The following is a 17,517-nucleotide window of genomic DNA, read 5'->3' as shown; positions in this document are numbered from 1 at the left end:
GGGGGCGCCACGCGTGCGCGGTCGAATGGAACAGGTCGGGCCCAGCGCTTGACACGTGTTCCTGGCCTCTCGACCAGGGCCGCAACGGATGAGATTCGGGCCGTATGTCAGGACACTGCCAACTAGATATAGCTCCCCGTCCCCAGCTAAATGGCGGTTCACAGCGAAGTTGGGGTCACTAGCGACGCGTACGGCGGCGGGGTCGCCCACACAGCGGGAGGAGATTGTGACAGCGCAGCGTCGGTGTCGCCCGGGCGCCAACCGAAACCGCTAGGCTCCGGGCGCGAACCGGTAGCCCATTCCGGGCTCCGTGAGCAGATACCTCGGGCGCGAGGGCTCCGGCTCCAGCTTCTTGCGAAGTTGCCCGAGGTAGAGCCGCAGGTAGCCATCTTCTTTCTCGTAGGCCGGACCCCACACCGTGGTCAAGAGCAAGTGCTTCGTCACCAGGCGATCCGGATTGCGCACCAGGACTTCGAGAATGTGCCACTCGGTCGGGGTGAGCTTCACCGGCCCGGAGCCGGCTTTCGATACGGCATGCGCGGCGAGGTCCACCGTCACATCGCCGAATGTCACCACCGGCTGCTCCGGCTCGGCAGGCGAGCGTCGACTGAGGGCTCGGATGCGGGCGAGCAACTCGTCGATTGCGAACGGCTTCGTGACGTAGTCATCCGCCCCCGCATCGAGCGCGTCGACCTTGTCGGCGGAATCCGTGCGTCCGCTCACGACGAGGATCGGAACCTCCGTCCAGCCACGCAAACCCTCGATCACCCGAATGCCGCTGAAGCCGGGCAGGCCGAGATCGAGCACCACAAGCTCGGGCTTGACGCGGGCGGCGACATCAAGGGCATCCGGTCCCGACTGGGCGAGGAATACCTCGTAGCCGCGAGCCGCGAGGTTGATACGCAGCGCTTTGAGGATCTGGGCATCGTCGTCCACCACCAGGATGCGCATCACGACTCCTGCCTCAGCGGAATTTCGTCCGAGCGCTCCTGGGACGGGAGCTGCTCACTCGTCGGCAACGTCACGACCATTGTGAGCCCACCGCCGGGGGTATCCTCTGCCTCGAGGCTGCCTCCCATCGCCTCCATGAATCCATTGGAGAGCGCGAGCCCGAGCCCGACCCCGGTGGTGTTGTCCGTGTCTCCCAGTCGCTGGAACGGCTGGAAGGCTTCGGCCAGTTTCGCCGGCGGGATGCCGGGACCCCGGTCGATCACGCGCAATTCGAGCCGCTCCCCGAAGCTGCTGGCCGTGATGAAGAGTGGAGCGTCGGCGGGGGAGTAGCGCAAGGCATTCGCGACGAGATTGACGATCACGCGCTGTAGAAGCACCGCGTCGCAGAGGGCCTCGGGAAGTTCGGCAGAGACATCCACCCGCACCCGGTCGAGCGGCACCCTCAGCTCGTCGAGGGCGAGGGGCACGATCTCGTCGAGGCCCACCCTCCCCAACGAAATCGGCAGCACTCCGGCCTGAAGCCGGCTGGCGTCGAGCAGGTCGTTGACCAGGTCGGCGAGGCGGTGGAGGGACACCTCTGCGGTCTGCAGCAGGTCGTCCCGATCACGGTCGCTCCAGGAGACATCCGTGCTCCGAAGGCTCGACACCGCCGCGGTCGCCGAGGAGAGAGGGGTGCGCAGGTCATGGCCGACTGCCGCGAGCAGCGCCGTGCGCAGGCGGTCGGCCTCCTCGAGCGGGCGGATGCCGCTGGCGGCGGTGCGCAGTTCCTGCTGCACCAGCGCGGCCTCGATCTGCGAGACGAAGGCGTTGAGGATGCGCCGGTCCGAGGCCTGCAGATCGCGCCCGGTGAGCACGACGCTGCCGTTGTCTCCGAGCTCGACGACTGTACGTTTCTCGTCACCGGTGGCCGTCGAGGCTCCGGCCTCGAAGAGTCGCTCACCGTCGTAGCTCACGATCACGCTCGCCATGCCGAAGATCTCGAGCATGCGGTTGGCCAGGGCTTCGACGGCGTTCTCGCCACGGATGATGCTGCCGGCGACGGTGGCGAGCGTCTCGGCCTCGGCCGCCGAGCGTTTCGCTGACCGGCTGCGGCTTGCGGCCTGGTCGACGACCAGGCTGACCAGCACCGCAATCACCAGGAAGATCACCAGGGCGAGAAGGTGCAGGGGGTCGGCGATCGTGACGGTGTAGAGCGGGTTGACGAAGAAGAAGTCGAGCAGCAGCCCGGCGATCACCGCCGCCGTGACGGCGGGCCAGATGCCGCCGATGAGCGCCACCACCACCACGAGCAGTTGGAATGCCAGCACATCGCTGGGGAGGGACTCGCTACTTCGGAACCCGCTGAGGATCCAGGTGAGCAGGGGGAGCCCGATCAGGGCGAGGGCGAAGCCCACGGCTCGGCGGCGCACCGTGAGCGCGCCACCCGTGGTCGGCAGCTGCAGAGTGCCGGCAGAGGCGTGGGAAACGATGTGCACATCGATGTCACCGGATGCCCGGATGACGGTCTGGCCGATTCCCTGCCCCGTGAGGAAGGTGGTGAGGCGGCTTCGGCGGCTCACGCCGATGACGAGCTGGGTGGCGTTGACGCCACGGGCGAAGTCCACAAGAGCCGTGGGAGTGTTGTCACCGATCACCTGGTGATAGGTGCCGCCCAGACGTTCGACGAGGGAGCGTTGGGTGTCGAGAGCCCCGGGATCAGACTCCGCGAGACCATCCGAGCTCGAGACGTGGACGGCCAGCAGCTGCCCTCCGCTTGTTCGGGCCGCTATGCGAGCACCCCGGCGGATGAGGGTCTCTCCCTCCGTTCCCCCGGGCAGGGCGACGACGACGCGCTCCCGGGCCTCCCACTTGCCACGGATGCCGTGCTCGTTGCGGTATGCCTGGAGCGCGACATCCACCTCGTCCGCCAACCAGAGGAGGGCGAGTTCGCGCAGGGCTGTGAGGTTGCCGAGGCGGAAATAGTTGCTGAGCGCCGCGTCGATGGTGCCGGCGGGATAGATGTGACCGCCCGCGAGTCGGGTGCGCAGCGCCTCCGGCGTGAGGTCCACCACCTCTATCTGGTCGGCGGATCGCAGCACGGAGTCGGGAATCGTCTCGCGCTGGGTGACCCCGGTGATGGACTGAACCACGTCGTTGAGCGACTCGATGTGCTGGATGTTCACCGTCGAGATCACGTTGATGCCGGCATCCAGGAGGTCCTGCACGTCCTGCCAGCGCTTCTCGTGCGCGCTGCCTGGGGCGTTCGTGTGCGCGAGTTCATCGACGAGAGCCCAGTCCGGGTGGCGGGCGATGAGGCCGTCGAGGTCGAGTTCGTCGAGGGTCACCCCGCGATGTCCGACGCTGCGGCGCGGAAACAGCTCGAGCCCCTCGGTGAGTCGGGCCGTCTCGGCTCGGCCGTGCGTCTCGACGAGTCCGACGACCACATCGAGGTCGGCGTCGAGGAGTCGCCGCCCCTCCTCGAGCATGCTGAAGGTCTTGCCGACTCCGGGAGCCGCGCCGAGATAGACCTGCAGGATGCCTCTGGTCACTTAACCGACCGTCTCAGTCGCTCGGGTCGAGCTTGGCGAGAGCGATATTGAGCTCGAGCACGTTGACCGTTGGTTCGCCGATGTAGCCGAGCACGCGGCCGGTGACCGCAGCGTCGACAAGCTTCGTGACCTGGGCTTCGGAGAGGTTGCGTGCTGCGGCCACCCGCGAGATCTGCTCGCGGGCATAGGTCGGGCTGATGTGCGGGTCGAGGCCCGACGCGGAGGCCGTGAGAGCGTCGGCCGGGATCGAAGCCGGATCAACTCCGTCGCTCTTCGCAATGGCTGCCTTCCGTTCCTTGATCGCCGTGATCAGTGTCTCACTCTCGGTGCCCTGGTTGGTGCCGCTGGAGGCTCCGCCGTCGTAGCCGTCTCCGGCTGCCGAGGGGCGCGACTGGAACCACTGCGGGAGGGCGTTGCCCTTCTTGTCGGCGAAGGACTGGCCGATGAGGCTCGATCCAACGGTCTTGCCGTCGACCGAGGCGAGCGATCCGTTCGCCTGCGACGGAGCGACAAGGCCGACCACCGTGATGACGAGCGGATAGACGATGCCGAGAGCGATGGTGAAGACCACCATGGCGCGAAGAGCGACCCAGTATTGGCGGGGTGCGCCGCGGAGTTGGCTCATGAGATATGTCCTTTGTGATTTAGTTTGTCGGCGAGGGGGGCTTAGAAGCCCGGGATGAGGGAGATGACGAGGTCGATCAGCTTGATGCCGATGAAGGGCGCGATCAGTCCACCGACTCCGTAGATGAGCAGGTTGCGTCCGAGCACACTGGACACGCTGCCCGGCCGGTAGGTCACTCCGCGAAGGGACAGGGGGATCAACACGATGATGATGAGCGCGTTGAAGACGACGGCGGAGAGGATGGCGGACGCCGAGGAGTGCAGCTGCATGAAGTTGAGCGCCGCGAGTCCGGGGTAGCTCGCCACGAACATCGCCGGGATGATGGCGAAGTACTTGGCGACGTCGTTCGCGATCGAGAAGGTCGTGAGCGATCCACGGGTGATCAATAGTTGCTTGCCGATGCCCACGATGTCGATGAGCTTGGTGGGGTCGGAGTCGAGATCCACCATGTTGCCCGCCTCTTTGGCCGCGGAGGTTCCCGTGTTCATCGCGACGCCGACATCCGCCTGGGCGAGGGCCGGGGCGTCGTTGGTGCCGTCCCCGGTCATCGCCACGAGGTTGCCGCCGGCCTGCTCCTTCTTGATCAACTCCATCTTGTCTTCCGGGGTCGCCTCCGCGAGAAAGTCATCGACCCCGGCCTCTGCTGCAATCGCCTTGGCGGTAAGGGGGTTGTCTCCGGTGATCATCACCGTGCGGATGCCCATGCGACGCAGATCGGCGAAGCGCTCGGCAAGGCCGGTCTTCACGACGTCTTTGAGGTAGACGACACCGAGAACGGATGCCTCACCCGCGGAGGTGCGCCGCGCGACGACCAGCGGCGTGCCGCCGGCCTCGGAGATGCGCGTGACCACGCTGTCGAGTTCAGTCTGCTGGGCAGGCGTGAGGGTGCTTGATTCCGCGACCCAGGCGCTCACCATGGACCCGGCGCCCTTGCGAACCTGGCTGCCATCGGCGTAGTCGACCCCGCTCATGCGGGTCTGCGCGGTGAACGGGACGACGGTGCCGTCGACAGTGGTCGGGTAGGCGAAGCCCTGCTCGGTGGCGAGGTCGAGGATCGACTTGCCCTCCGGGGTCGGGTCGCTGAGAGACGAGGCTGCCGCGACCGTCGCGAGTGTCTCGGCGTCCACTCCGGAGAGTGTCGCGAATTCCGCGGCCCGACGGTTGCCGTAGGTGATCGTGCCGGTCTTGTCGAGAAGCAGGGTCGTCACGTCGCCGGCGGCCTCGACGGCGCGGCCGGACATGGCGAGCACGTTGTGCTGCACGAGCCGGTCCATGCCGGCGATGCCGATCGCGGAGAGCAGGGCACCGATAGTGGTCGGGATGAGACAGACCAGAAGGGCGACGAGCACGGGAAGGCTCTGTGAGGCGTTCGAGTACTGGGCGATCGGATTGATGATGAGCACGACCACCACGAAGATGATGGTGAGGCTCGCGAGCAGGATGTTGAGCGCGATCTCGTTGGGAGTCTTCTGCCGTGAGGCGCCCTCGACCAGCTTGATCATGCGGTCGACGAAGGTCTCGCCCGGCTTCGACGTGATGCGCACGACGATGCGGTCGGAGAGCACCCGGGTGCCGCCGGTGACCGCGCTGCGGTCACCACCGGACTCGCGAACGACCGGGGCGGATTCGCCGGTTATCGCGGATTCATCCACCGAGGCGATACCCCAGATGATGTCGCCGTCGCCGGGGATCGGCTCTCCCGCGACGACAACGACGGTGTCGCCGAGAGTGAGTTCGGCAGAGGCGATCTTTTCGAACTCCGCGCGCTCGGCGCCGGGATCACCGGTCTCGTCGTAGGCACGCACCCGCTCGGCCATGGTGCTGGTGCGGCTGTCACGCAGGCTCTTGGCCTGGGCTTTACCGCGACCCTCGGCCACCGCCTCCGCCATGTTGGCGAACAGAGTGGTGAGCCACAGCCAGACCGCGATCGACCAGATGAAGGCGAGTGAGGTCGGGGAGGACGTGGTCTGCGCAGACGCACCGAGGAACGGCGTTGCGATCGCGAGGAGGGTAGTGAGGGCGGCGCCGATCTCGACGACGAACATGACCGGGTTGCGCCACAGGAGGCGCGGATCCAGTTTGCGCAGGGCATCCGGGATGCTCTTGACGAGCTGGCCGGCGCTGAATGCGGAGGCCTGCTTTCGCCCCTGCTTCTGCGACGGCGAGTCGCTACCGGTGGGAGTGATGAGGGTTGTGGTCATGATTGTTACTTCAGTCCTTCTGCGAGCGGGCCGAGCGCAAGTACGGGGAGGTAGGTGAGGGCGGACACGATGACGATCGTGCCGACGAGCAGGCCGATGAACTGCGGCCGATGGGTGGGGAGGGTGCCGGAGGTGGTCGGGATCTTGTCCTGGGCGGCGAAAGAGCCGGCGAGGGCGAGCACGAACACGATCGGCAGGAACCTGCCGAGCAGCATCGCCACTCCGAGAGCCGTATCGAACCACGGGGTGCTCGCGGTGAGACCGGCGAAGGCCGAACCGTTGTTGTTCGCCGCGGAGGTGAAGGCATAGAGCACTTCCGAGTATCCGTGCAGCCCGGTATTGGCCATCGAGGTGCCGACGACGGATTTCTGCACCGCCGGTATCGCGAAGCTCAGCGCGGTTCCGGCCAGCACCAGAGTCGGCGTGATCAGGATGTAGATGCTCGCGAGTTTCACTTCGCGCGAACCGATCTTCTTGCCGAGATATTCGGGTGTGCGCCCGATCATCAGGCCGGCGACGAAGACCGCGACGATGGCCATCACGAGGATGCCGTAGAGGCCGGATCCCACTCCGCCGGGAGCCACCTCGCCGAGCATCATGTTCACCATGATCAGCCCACCGCCGAGGGAGGTGAAGCTGTCGTGCATGGAGTTGACTGCGCCGGTCGAGGTGAGCGTTGAGGAGGTGGCGAATAGGCTCGATCCGACGATTCCGAATCGCACCTCCTTGCCCTCCATCGCCCCTCCGGCCAGCTGACTGGCCGTGCCGCTGCCGACGCTCTCCAGAAGAGTGAGCAGGGCCGCCGAGACGACCCAGATCAGGCCCATGGCCGAGAGGATCGCGTAGCCCTGCCGGTTGTCGCCCACCATGCGTCCGAAGGTGCGGGGGAGGGAGAACGGAATCGCGAGCAGGAGCACGATCTCGAACAGGCTCGACCACCCGGTGGGGTTCTCGAAGGGATGAGAGGAGTTGGCGTTGAAGAATCCGCCACCGTTCGTACCGAGCTCCTTGATCGCCTCCTGTGACGCCACCGGACCACCCGGGATCGTCTGGGTGCTTCCGGTCAGGGTCGTGATGTGCTGGAAGCCCGCGAAGTTCTGGATGACTCCGCTGAAGATCAACACGATGGCGGCGATGACCGAGAGCGGAAGCAGAATCCGCACGACACCGCGGGTGAGATCCACCCAGAAGTTGCCGATCGTCGTGGACTTTCGAGAGGCGAGCCCGCGGATGAGGGCGACGGCCACGGCGATTCCGACTGCGGCGGAGACGAAGTTCTGAACCGCGAGCCCGACCAGCTGAACCGTGTAACCCATGGTGAGCTCTGGCGAGTACGACTGCCAGTTGGTATTGGTCACGAACGAGATGGCGGTGTTCCAGGCCAGCGACTGCTCCACCGCCGGCAAGCCGAGCGAGTAGGGCAGGATCTCCTGGATGCGTTGGAGCAGGTAGACCGCGAGCACGCCGATTGCGGAGAAGGCGAGCACGCTGCGGAGGTAGACCGGCCAAGTCTGTTCCGACGCGGGATTGACGCCGATGAGCCGGTAGAAGCCGCGCTCGACGCGCATGTTCTTGGGGGTCGAGTAGACCTGAGCCATGTAGTCGCCCAGGGGGCGGTAGATCAGGGCGAGGACCAGGACGATGGTCGCCGCCTGCAGGATGAAGAGCCAGGTGTTGTTCATCAGAATCGCTCCGGCTTCACGAGGGCGAAAACGAGATAGACGAGTGCTGCCACGCCGAGGACGAGGCTGAGCACTGTGAAGAAGATCACAGTTTCTCGACCCCCCGGGCGACGAGGGCGATGAGGGCGAACAGGCCGACAACGCCGATCACATAAATGAGATCGAGCATGGATTCCTCCGAAAAGAGCGCAGGCTGCGGCCATGGGGCACGCAGCGGCATCGCGTCCAGATAGACACGATGCCACTCAGGAATTCCACACCCGCCGGGGTGGCACCTTCGCGGAACTAACGGATCCCTAACGCCGCGAAGGCGAAGCCTTACGCCGGGTCGTTGGGAGAGCTACTTTCCGGAGGCCAGGGCGGCAGCTCCGAGGATGCCGGCATTGTTGCGCAGCACGGCGGGCACGATCGGGGTGTCGAGCTTCAGCAGCGGCAGGAAGTCCTTGTGCTCCTTCGACACCCCACCACCTACGATGAACAGGTCGGGGTGGAAGAGAGCCACGAGCATGTCGTAGTACTTCTGCAGTCGTTCGGCCCACTGTTCCCAGCTCAGGTTCTCGCGTTCCTTCGCCGAGTAGGCAGCCCTGGTCTCCCAGTCGACCCCCTCGAGCTGCAGGTGGCCGAGCTCGGCATTCGGGATGAGCACTCCCTTGTAGATGAGGGCGGTTCCGATGCCAGTGCCGAGTGTGGTCAGGATCACGAGGCCCTTCTGCTTCTCCGCGGCCCCGTACAGTGCCTCGGCGTAGCCCGCCGCATCCGCGTCGTTCACGAAGGTGATGTCGCGGTCGAGTCCCTTCTCGAAGAGGGTCTCCGCTTCGAGGCCGATCCACTTCTTCGAGACGTTGGCGGCCGAGAGGGTGCGCCCCTTCACCACGACGGCGGGAAAGCACAGTCCCATCGGCAGCTTCTTCTCGGGCGAGCCGAGCTTCTTCAGCACCTCGAGCACTGTCAGGACGATGTCATCCGGCTCTCCGCCCTCCGGAGTGGGCAGCTTGACCCGATCGCTGAGGAGCTTGCCCGTCGCGACGTCGACGATGGCCCCCTTGATGCCGGTGCCGCCGATATCGATGCCTACTGCTTTGGAAGCCATCTTGCCATTCTCTTCATAGATTGTTCTGCCGGAAGCAGCTCAGGGGAGTGTCAGTACTTCCGCGCCGCGCTCGGTCACGACCATGGTGTGCTCGAACTGGGCGGTGATGCTGCGGTCTTTGGTGACGACGGTCCAGTCGTCTTCCCACATCTCCCATTCGATGCCCCCGAGGGTGAGCATCGGCTCGATCGTGAAGACCATACCCACTTCTATCTCCGTGGCATAGGAGGGGGCGGCGTCGTAGTGGGGAATGATCAGGCCGGAGTGAAATGCCTCCCCGACGCCGTGGCCGGTGAAGTCCCTGACGACGCCGTAGTCGAAACGGCGCGCGTAGGACTCGATGGCGCGTCCGATGACATTGATCTCCCGGCCGGGCGCCACAGCCTTGATGCCTCTGTTGAGCGACTCGCGCGTGCGTTCGACCAGCTCAGCCACCTGCGGTGCCGCCTGACCGACGATGAAGGTCTGGTTGCTGTCGCCGTGCACGCCGTTCTTGAATGCGGTGATGTCGATGTTCACGATGTCACCGTCTTCGAGCACGGTGTCATCGGGGATGCCATGGCAGATCACCTCGTTCACCGAACTGCAGAGCGATTTGGGGAAGCCGCGGTAGCCGAGAGTCGAGGGGTAGGAGTCGTTGGCCACCATGTAGTCGTGGCCGATGACATCCAGTTCGTCTGTGGTGATTCCGGCTCGCACGTGTTCGCCGACGAGGGCGATCGCATCCGCCGCGATCCGGCCCGATTCGCGGATGCGGCCGACCGCCTCCGCGTCGTAGATGTCCGACCCGGTGAATCGGGAGGGTGCGGCTTTCCAGACGTATTCGGGACGCACGATGTGCCTCGGCACGAAACGAGCGGGAGAGACGCGCCCCGCAACCAGGTGGCCATTGGAATCCTTGGGCATGGGAGTAATTTTAGTGGCGAGCAAGGAGTCATTCATGACGCAGTGGTATTACAACACCCGCACCCACGAGGTGGAGGAGGGCAAGCAGTCGCTTGCTTCGGAGCTGGACGGACCGTTCGACACCCGGGAGGATGCCGCCCGGGCTCCCGAGATCATCGCCGAACGCGCCCGCAAGTGGGCAGAGGAAGACGCGAAGAACGACTGACGCACCCCTGGCGCACGGGGGTGACACGTGCGCCCAGAATTCCGGGCGCGCGTGTCACACACTGGCGCGAAGAGGGCGGTAGCGGAGGGAGAGTGGAGCGAGTGGCGCGGCACGGTCCCCGTTTATCACCCCTGCCAGGCACGCAGCTGGCAACCCCGGCCAGGAATCCCAGCCAGGGTCCCTGGCCAGCACCCGCAGCCGTTGCCCCTAGTCCGTGTACTCGTGCTCCGCGGCCGGGTACTCGCCGCCCGCGACATCCGCGATGTATTCCTTCGCGGCATCCGTCAGAACGCCGCTGAGGTTCGCATAGCGCTTGACGAACTTGGGGATGCGGCCGACGGTGAGGCCGGCCCAGTCCGTCCAGACTAGAAGCTGGCCATCCACATGCGGGCCGGCCCCGACCCCGATGGTGGGGATGCGCAACTCCTCGGTGACCTGCTTCGCGATGAGGGAGGGCACCATCTCGAGCACGACGGCGAAAGCTCCTGCGTCCTCCACGGCGTGGGCGTCGGCGAGGAGCTGTTCGGCCCCTTCGCCGCGCCCCTGGATGATGTGGCCCCCGAGACCGTGCTCGCTCTGGGGGGTGAAACCGATGTGACCCATCACGGGGATTCCCGCGGAGACGATGCGGCGGATCTGCTCTGCGCTGCGCACCCCGCCCTCGAACTTCACGGCATGCGCGTGCGTCTCCTTCATGAACCGGAACGCCGTGTGCAGCGCCTCGTCCGGCCCGGTCTCGTAGGAGCCGAACGGCATGTCGGCGACGACGAAGGCCCGGGTCACCGCCCCGGCGACCGCCCGCGTGAGCGGGATGAGGTCCTCCACGGTCACGGGCAGAGTGGTCTCGTAACCGAGCACGTTGTTGCCGGCGGAGTCGCCCACGAGCAGGAAGTCGATCCCCGCCGCGTCGAAGATGGATGCCGTGAGCTGGTCGTAGCTCGTGAGGCCGGTGATCTTCACACCGTTCTCTTTCGCGCTCTGGAAGTGTCGCGTTCGCACTCTCTTGAGGTTCGCCTGGGTCGCCGCAGCGGTGGGGTCGGTCATGCGCGCAATCCTAGCCTCGGGCCGCTAGAGGGTCGGTCGGTACGTGATCGGCAGCCGGCGATCGCGACCGAAGGCCATGTGACTGATCTTGGGGCCGATGGCGCCCTGTCGGCGCTTCCACTCGGAGTGGTCGACCAGCTTCGTCACGAAGTCGACGGTCTCCTCGTCGAAGCCGAGAGCGATGACATCCTCCCGGCCGAGCGCGCGGGTGATGTAGGCGTCGAGGATGGCGTCGAGAACTTCGTAGGGAGGAAGGGAATCCTGGTCCGTCTGGTCGGGACGCAACTCGGCACTCGGTGGCTTGTCGATCGAATTCGCGGGGATCGGGGGAACCTCGCCGCGCTCGGTCGCGGCATCATTGCGCCACCGGGCCAACTCCCAGACGAGCATCTTCGGCACGTCTTTGATGGGAGCGAACCCGCCGGCGGAGTCGCCGTAGATGGTGGAGTACCCCACCGAGAGCTCGGTCTTGTTTCCCGTGGTGAGCACGAGATGGCCATCGAGGTTCGACAGCCCCATCAGGATGATGCCGCGGATGCGCGCCTGCACGTTCTCGGCGGCGGTGCCGGTGAGTTTCAGCTGGGTCTCGATCGGCAGCACGAGGTCGGCGATGGCTTCGGTCGAGTAGTGCAACCCGATGTTGTCGGCCAGATCGTCGGCGTCGGAGCGCGAGTGGTCGGAGCTGTAGCGACTCGGCATGCTGACGCCCCAGACCCGGTCAGCGCCGAGCGCGTCGGCGGCGATCGCCGCGCAGACCGCGGAGTCGATGCCGCCGGACAACCCGAGGATCACCGAGCGGAAGCCGTTCTTGCCCACGTAGTCGCGGAGGCCGAGCACGAGGGCGTTCCACACCTGTTCGCGATCATCCGGGAGGGTGGCGAGGTCCGCATCAAGGGGCGGCTTCTGGTCCGGTCCGTCGGCGAGGGTGACCCGCTTGACGTTTCGGGGGAGTTCTGCGCCCGCCGCCGACGAGAAGTCCGCCGCGGGGGAGACCTCGAGGTCGACGACGAGCAGGTGCTCGGCGAACTGGGGCGCGCGCGCGAGGATGGTACCCGCGCCATCCACCACCACGCTGTCGCCGTCGAAGACCAGGTCGTCCTGCCCGCCGACGATATTGACGTACGCGACGGTGGTGTTGGTCTCGACCGCCCGACGGGTGACCAGCGGCAGGCGAACCTCGTCCTTGTCACGTTCGAACGGCGAGGCGTTGATCACCACGAGCAGACCGGCGTCGGCATCGAGAACCCGGCCGACCGGACCCCCGTCGCGCCAGAGGTCCTCGCAGACGATCACCGCGACATCCACACCCTTGATCCGCAGCACCAGAAGCTCGTCGCCCGGGATGAAGATGCGGTACTCGTCGAACACCGAGTAGTTGGGAAGGTGGTGCTTGGCGTAACGGGCGGTCACGTGCCCGTGCTGGATCACGCTCGCGCAGTTCTGTGCGATCGCGGTCGGCGCGTTGCTCGTGCCGAGCAGACGCGGCTCGAAGGGGCCATCCGGATGCCCGACGATCACGGCGAGATCGCCCAGACCGGCATCCTGCAACTCTTTGGCGAGGTTCTGCACCGCGTCGTGGCAGTCGGCGAGGAAGCTCGGCCTCGACGCAAGGTCTTCGATGGGGTAGCCGCTGATCGCCATCTCCCCGACAGCGAGCAGGTCTGCCCCCTGGGCTGAGGCGCGACGGGCGGCGTCGAGAATCTGTTCGGAATTGCCGACCAGATCGCCGACGATGGGGTTGGTTTGGCCAAGCGCCAAGCGGAGTCGGGGCATAGCCACTAGCCTAATAGCCGGGGAGGAATCGCCCCGGAACGAGCAACAAGAGGAGCCCATGGACAAGCAGCGCGACTTCGTTCTCCGCACCATCGAAGAACGCGGCGTCAAGTTCATCCGCCTCTGGTTCACGGATGTCGTCGGTACTCTCAAGTCCGTCGCGATCGCTCCCGCGGAGGTCGAGGGCGCCTTCGCCGAGGGCCTCGGATTCGACGGCTCGGCGATCGAGGGCCTCACCCGCTCCTACGAGGCCGACGTGCTCGCGCATCCGGATCCGGCGACGTTCCAGATCCTGCCGTGGCGTGGAGAGATCGACCCAACAGCCCGCATGTTCTGCGACATCATGACGCCCGATGGTCAGCCGGCCGTCGCGGACCCGCGCAACGTGCTGAAGCGCACGCTCGCGACCGCAGCGGAGCGGGGATTCACCTTCTACACGCACCCCGAGATCGAGTTCTACCTGCTCAAGAGCTCGCAGTTCGGCGAGGAGGGCCCACAGCCCGTCGACCGCGCCGGCTACTTCGACAACGTGCCGGGAGGCACAGCGCACGATTTCCGTCGCCGTTCGGTGCGGATGCTCGAAGACCTCGGCATCTCGGTGGAGTTCAGCCACCACGAGGCCGGCCCGGGCCAGAACGAGATCGACCTCCGCTATGCGGACGCACTCACCACCGCCGACAACATCATGACCTTCCGCACCGTGATCAAGGAGGTGGCCATCGAGCAGGGCGTCTACGCCACGTTCATGCCGAAGCCGCTCTCGGGCGAGCCAGGGTCGGGGATGCACACTCACATGTCGCTCTTCGAGGGGGATACAAACGCGTTCTATGACGGCGCCGGGCAGTACCAGCTCTCCAAGATCGGGCGCCACTTCATCGCTGGCCTTCTGCGCCACGCGCCGGAGATCACTGCTGTGACCAACCAGTTCGTCAACTCCTACAAGCGGCTCTGGGGCGGATCGTCCCAGAACAAGCTCGGGGAGGCTCCGAGCTTCGTTACCTGGGGGCACAACAACCGCTCCGCCCTCGTGCGAGTGCCGTTGTACAAGCCGAACAAGGGTCAGAGCGCACGGGTGGAGTACCGTGCCATCGACTCTGCGGCGAACCCGTATCTCGCCTTCTCGCTGCTGCTCGCTGCGGGGCTCAAGGGCATCGAAGAGGGCTACGAGCTCCCCGCCGAAGCCGAAGACAACGTGTGGGAGCTCTCGGATGCCGAGCGTCGGGCGCTCGGCTACAGCCAGCTTCCCGCGAGCCTGGATCACGCCGTCTCACTCATGGAGGAGTCGGAGCTGGTGGCTCAAACCCTCGGCGAGCAGGTCTTCAACTTCGTGCTCCTCAACAAGCGCCAGGAATGGCGCGAGTATCGCGCGCAGGTCACCCCCTACGAGCTCAAGAGCAACCTGGAGATGCTGTAACGGCATCCCGGATCTGGGGTTTAGGACTCGACGGCAATGGCGCGCGAACAATCCATCCTGACCGACCTCGCGAGGATCGGGTTCGCTGAACTCGACCCCGCCGTGGTGCGGCTCGCCGAGCTGGATGAACTCCTCGGCGGCGAAGACGCCGGCGACCTGAGCGCGACAGGACTCCTTCCCCTGTTCGCCCATGCCGCGGATCCCGACAGCGCTCTGCGCTTCCTCACGACGCTCGCACGGCAGGCTCCGACCGAGACCAGAGCGGTGCTCTGCGATATCTCCGCGGCCGATCGGCTGGTCCGTGTGCTCGGAGCCTCGGCCGGTCTCGCGGACTTCCTGTTGCGCCATCCGGAGGAGCTCTCGGTGCTTACGGTGCCGTTCGCCCGCCCGCTCACCCCGGAGGCGTATCGACTCGACCTGGCGGAGTCGGTCGCCTCGATCGACGCGACGAACGAGGAGGCGTCGTGGGATGCACTTCGGGTGCGTTATCGCCGCCACGTGACGCAACTCGCCGCGTGGGATCTCGGACAGGCGCATCCGCTCGACAGTCTCGACAGTGTGGCGGCGGCACTCGCCGACCTGGCGGCGGCGGCTCTCGACGCCGCGCTGCTGGTGGCGCGCGCCACCGTACGGTTTCCCGCTGGGGAGGTCGCGGCGACCCGTCTGTCGATCATCGGCATGGGAAAGGCCGGCGCCCGGGAACTCAACTACGTGAGCGATGTCGACGTGATCTTCGTCGCCGAGGGCTCCGATGAGGTGACCGACTCCCGCGCGGTCGAGATCGCGACCCGTCTGGCCATGGCGACCATGAGGGGCATCCACGACTACTCGCGGGAGCCCGCGCTGTGGGAGGTGGATGCCAACCTGCGACCGGAGGGCAAGGATGGCGCCCTCGTGCGCACCCTCGACTCCCACATCGCCTACTACGACCGCTGGGCGAAGAGTTGGGAGTTCCAGGCGCTCCTCAAGGCCCGGCCCCTTGCCGGGGATGACGAACTCGGGGCGCGCTATGTCGACGCGGTCGCACCGAAGGTGTGGTCGAGCGCCTCACGCGAGAACTTCGTCGAGGGGGTGCAGCGCATGCGGGAGCGGGTGACCGACAACATCCCGAGCGCCGAACTCGACTACCAGCTCAAGCTGGGGCCGGGCGGCTTGCGTGACGTGGAGTTCACCATCCAGCTACTCCAACTCGTGCACGGCCAGACCGACGAACTGGTTCGCCAACGTGCCACCCTCCCCGCCCTGGTCGCCCTCGCCGAACAGGGCTACATCGGGCGCGTCGAGGCAGCGGAATTCTCGCGCGACTACCGTTTTCTCCGGTTGCTCGAACACCGACTCCAGCTGGTTCAGCTCCGGCGAACGCACCTGATGCCGAGCGATCCTGACGCCGTGAGGATCCTCGCCCGCGCGAGCGGTATCGCGTCCGGTGCCGGCGACCTGACCGAGCAGTGGAACCGCACGAAGCACGAGGTTCGAAACCTCCACGAGCGGTTGTTCTATCGTCCCTTGCTCTCGGCGGTTGCAGCCCTCCCCGATGAGGGCCTCGCATTGAGCAGCGAACAGGCCGTCGCGCGGCTCGCGGCGATCGGATTCCGCGATCCGAAGGGCGCACTGGCGCACATCGGTGCGCTCACCGGGGGAGTGTCTCGTCGCGCCGCGATTCAGCGCCACCTGCTGCCGGTGATGCTCCAATGGTTCGCTGACGGCGCCGACCCCGACTACGGTCTCCTTGCCTTCCGGCGACTCAGCGACGACCTCGGCGAGTCCTACTGGTTCCTGCGAATGCTGCGCGACTCCTCCGGCGCGGCCAAACGCCTCACCAGCGTGCTGTCCTCCGCCAGATTCGTCGGAGTGCTGCTCGAGCGCATCCCGGAGGCGGCCGCCTGGTTCGACCGGGAGGAGGAGCTCGCCCCACGCTCGCTCGCGGCACTGCTCGACGAAACGGCATCCACCCTCGCGAGGCATGACGACATCGCGGCCGCTGCGCTCGCGCTGCGCACTCTGCGCCGCCGTGAAGTGCTGCGACTCGCCATCGGCGCCATCCTCGGTCTCGTGCACGTGGAGGAGCTCGGCAAGGCCCTCTCCGACGTGACGACGGCGTTCCTCACGGGAATACTCGACGCCGTGCGACCCAAGGACGACGGCATCGAGTTCGGAATCGTCGCAATGGGACGCTATGGCGGCCAGGAGCTGGGATTCGGATCCGACGCCGATGTGCTCTTCGTGTATCGCGCCACCGGTGCCACGGACGAGGAGGCCGCCGCGCGGGCAAAGCAACTCGTCAGCGAGCTCAACCGCCACACCGAAGACCTGCGATTGCCCTTCGACCTCGATATCGACCTGCGACCGGAGGGCAAGAACGGGCCGGTCGTTCGATCGCTCGACTCCTATCGGGCGTACTACGCCCGCTGGTCGCTCACCTGGGAGGCGCAGGCCCTGCTTCGTGCTCGTGGTGCCGTGGGGGACCCCGCGCTGCTCGCCGATTTCGAGTCCCTCGCCGACGGTGTGCGTTTTCCCCCCTCCATCTCGGAGAACGACGTGCGGGAGGTTAAACGCATCAAGGCCCGGGTCGAGTCGGAGCGGCTCCCTCAGGCGGCGGATCCCGCCCGGCATCTCAAGCTCGGTCGCGGCTCGCTCAGCGACGTTGAGTGGTTCGTGCAGCTCATCCAGTTGCAGAAGGGCGCAAGGGTGCCGGGCCTCAGAACCACCTCCACGCTCTCGGCACTCGAGGTCGCCCGCACCGAGGGGTTCGTGACGACCAGCGATGCCACGAAGTTGCGGGATGCCTGGATCTTCGCCTCCCGGGTGCGGTCGGCGATGGTGCTCTGGATGACCCGGACCACTGATGTGCTGCCCACGGACCGCCAGCAGCTCGACGGCGTCGCTCGACTGCTCGAGTATCCGCCGGGCTCGGCGACCCAGCTGGAAGAGGACTACCTGCGACTGACCCGACTGGCTCGAGCGGTCTTCGAGAAGCGGTTTTACGGCGTCGAGAAAGTGCCCGGACCGACCACCGGCTGAATCGCCGCGGCTCGCGCCGGGCATCCGGGATGTTTCCAACCGGTAAACGTTCGGACTAATTTCATCGATTTTCAGCG

General features: G+C 66.2%; 14 protein-coding genes. 3 read left to right on the top strand and 11 right to left on the bottom strand.

Annotated elements, in window-relative coordinates; all coding sequences use genetic code 11:
• Positions 1 to 270: 270 nt before the first annotated feature.
• From VLI63_RS01560 to map, 9 genes are all read right to left on the bottom strand, one after another.
• Positions 271 to 951, bottom strand: a complete 681-nt coding sequence (locus VLI63_RS01560) for a response regulator (RefSeq protein ID WP_354576398.1) — start codon at positions 949 to 951, stop codon at positions 271 to 273.
• Positions 951 to 3,479 (bottom strand): ATP-binding protein, encoded by a 2,529-nt coding sequence (locus tag VLI63_RS01555; protein ID WP_409155128.1) that lies wholly within the window; start codon positions 3,477 to 3,479, stop codon positions 951 to 953. Before VLI63_RS01555 ends, VLI63_RS01560 begins: the two co-directional genes overlap by 1 nt.
• Positions 3,480 to 3,492: 13 nt before the next feature.
• Positions 3,493 to 4,104, bottom strand: coding sequence for a potassium-transporting ATPase subunit KdpC (kdpC, locus tag VLI63_RS01550; protein ID WP_409155127.1), 612 nt, complete (start codon positions 4,102 to 4,104; stop codon positions 3,493 to 3,495).
• A 41-nt stretch (positions 4,105 to 4,145) separates the two neighbouring features.
• A complete protein-coding gene (gene kdpB, locus VLI63_RS01545; RefSeq protein WP_409155126.1) occupies positions 4,146 to 6,305 on the bottom strand; it encodes a potassium-transporting ATPase subunit KdpB in 2,160 nt (719 codons plus the stop codon).
• Positions 6,306 to 6,310: 5 nt separating this feature from the next.
• Positions 6,311 to 7,987, bottom strand: a complete 1,677-nt coding sequence (gene kdpA / locus VLI63_RS01540) for a potassium-transporting ATPase subunit KdpA (protein WP_409155125.1) — start codon at positions 7,985 to 7,987, stop codon at positions 6,311 to 6,313.
• Positions 7,987 to 8,076: a K(+)-transporting ATPase subunit F gene (kdpF, locus tag VLI63_RS01535; RefSeq protein ID WP_185200755.1), complete on the bottom strand. Its 90-nt coding sequence runs from the start codon at positions 8,074 to 8,076 to the stop codon at positions 7,987 to 7,989. The genes kdpA and kdpF overlap by 1 nt, the downstream gene beginning before the upstream one ends.
• Positions 8,073 to 8,207 carry a hypothetical protein gene (locus VLI63_RS01530; protein WP_409155124.1) on the bottom strand — a complete coding sequence of 45 codons (135 nt, stop codon included), beginning with the start codon at positions 8,205 to 8,207 and terminating at the stop codon, positions 8,073 to 8,075. The genes kdpF and VLI63_RS01530 overlap by 4 nt, the downstream gene beginning before the upstream one ends.
• A 120-nt stretch (positions 8,208 to 8,327) precedes the next feature.
• A complete protein-coding gene (ppgK, locus tag VLI63_RS01525; protein ID WP_409155123.1) occupies positions 8,328 to 9,077 on the bottom strand; it encodes a polyphosphate--glucose phosphotransferase in 750 nt (249 codons plus the stop codon).
• 39 nt (positions 9,078 to 9,116) lie between these two features.
• Positions 9,117 to 9,983 (bottom strand): type I methionyl aminopeptidase, encoded by an 867-nt coding sequence (gene map / locus VLI63_RS01520; RefSeq protein WP_409155122.1) that lies wholly within the window; start codon positions 9,981 to 9,983, stop codon positions 9,117 to 9,119.
• A 34-nt stretch (positions 9,984 to 10,017) separates the two neighbouring features.
• Here map and VLI63_RS01515 point away from each other — a divergent pair, with 34 nt between their 5' ends.
• Positions 10,018 to 10,188: a methionine aminopeptidase gene (locus VLI63_RS01515; protein ID WP_354576367.1), complete on the top strand. Its 171-nt coding sequence runs from the start codon at positions 10,018 to 10,020 to the stop codon at positions 10,186 to 10,188.
• Positions 10,189 to 10,395: 207 nt separating this feature from the next.
• Here VLI63_RS01515 and panB read toward each other — a convergent pair whose 3' ends face one another.
• Both panB and VLI63_RS01505 read right to left on the bottom strand, forming a co-directional pair.
• The gene (panB, locus tag VLI63_RS01510; protein ID WP_409155121.1) at positions 10,396 to 11,232 is read right to left on the bottom strand and encodes a 3-methyl-2-oxobutanoate hydroxymethyltransferase; all 837 of its coding nucleotides are present in this window, start codon (positions 11,230 to 11,232) and stop codon (positions 10,396 to 10,398) included.
• Between the two features lie 24 nt (positions 11,233 to 11,256).
• On the bottom strand, positions 11,257 to 13,005 hold the full coding sequence (locus VLI63_RS01505; protein ID WP_409155120.1) for an NAD+ synthase: 1,749 nt from the start codon (positions 13,003 to 13,005) through the stop codon (positions 11,257 to 11,259).
• Between the two features lie 58 nt (positions 13,006 to 13,063).
• Here VLI63_RS01505 and VLI63_RS01500 point away from each other — a divergent pair, with 58 nt between their 5' ends.
• Together VLI63_RS01500 and VLI63_RS01495 are read left to right on the top strand one after the other, a co-directional pair.
• Entirely contained in the window at positions 13,064 to 14,419 is a 1,356-nt protein-coding gene (locus VLI63_RS01500) for a glutamine synthetase family protein (RefSeq protein ID WP_354576370.1), read from the top strand.
• Between the two features lie 36 nt (positions 14,420 to 14,455).
• Complete coding sequence (locus VLI63_RS01495) at positions 14,456 to 17,440, top strand: bifunctional [glutamine synthetase] adenylyltransferase/[glutamine synthetase]-adenylyl-L-tyrosine phosphorylase (protein WP_409155119.1); 2,985 nt, start codon at positions 14,456 to 14,458, stop codon at positions 17,438 to 17,440.
• The last annotated feature ends 77 nt before the right edge of the window (positions 17,441 to 17,517 follow it).

It is taken from the genome of Lacisediminihabitans sp. H27-G8, from assembly GCF_046156175.1.
Lineage (GTDB): Bacteria > Actinomycetota > Actinomycetes > Actinomycetales > Microbacteriaceae > Lacisediminihabitans.
This window is presented reverse-complemented; position numbering and strand designations above follow the sequence as displayed.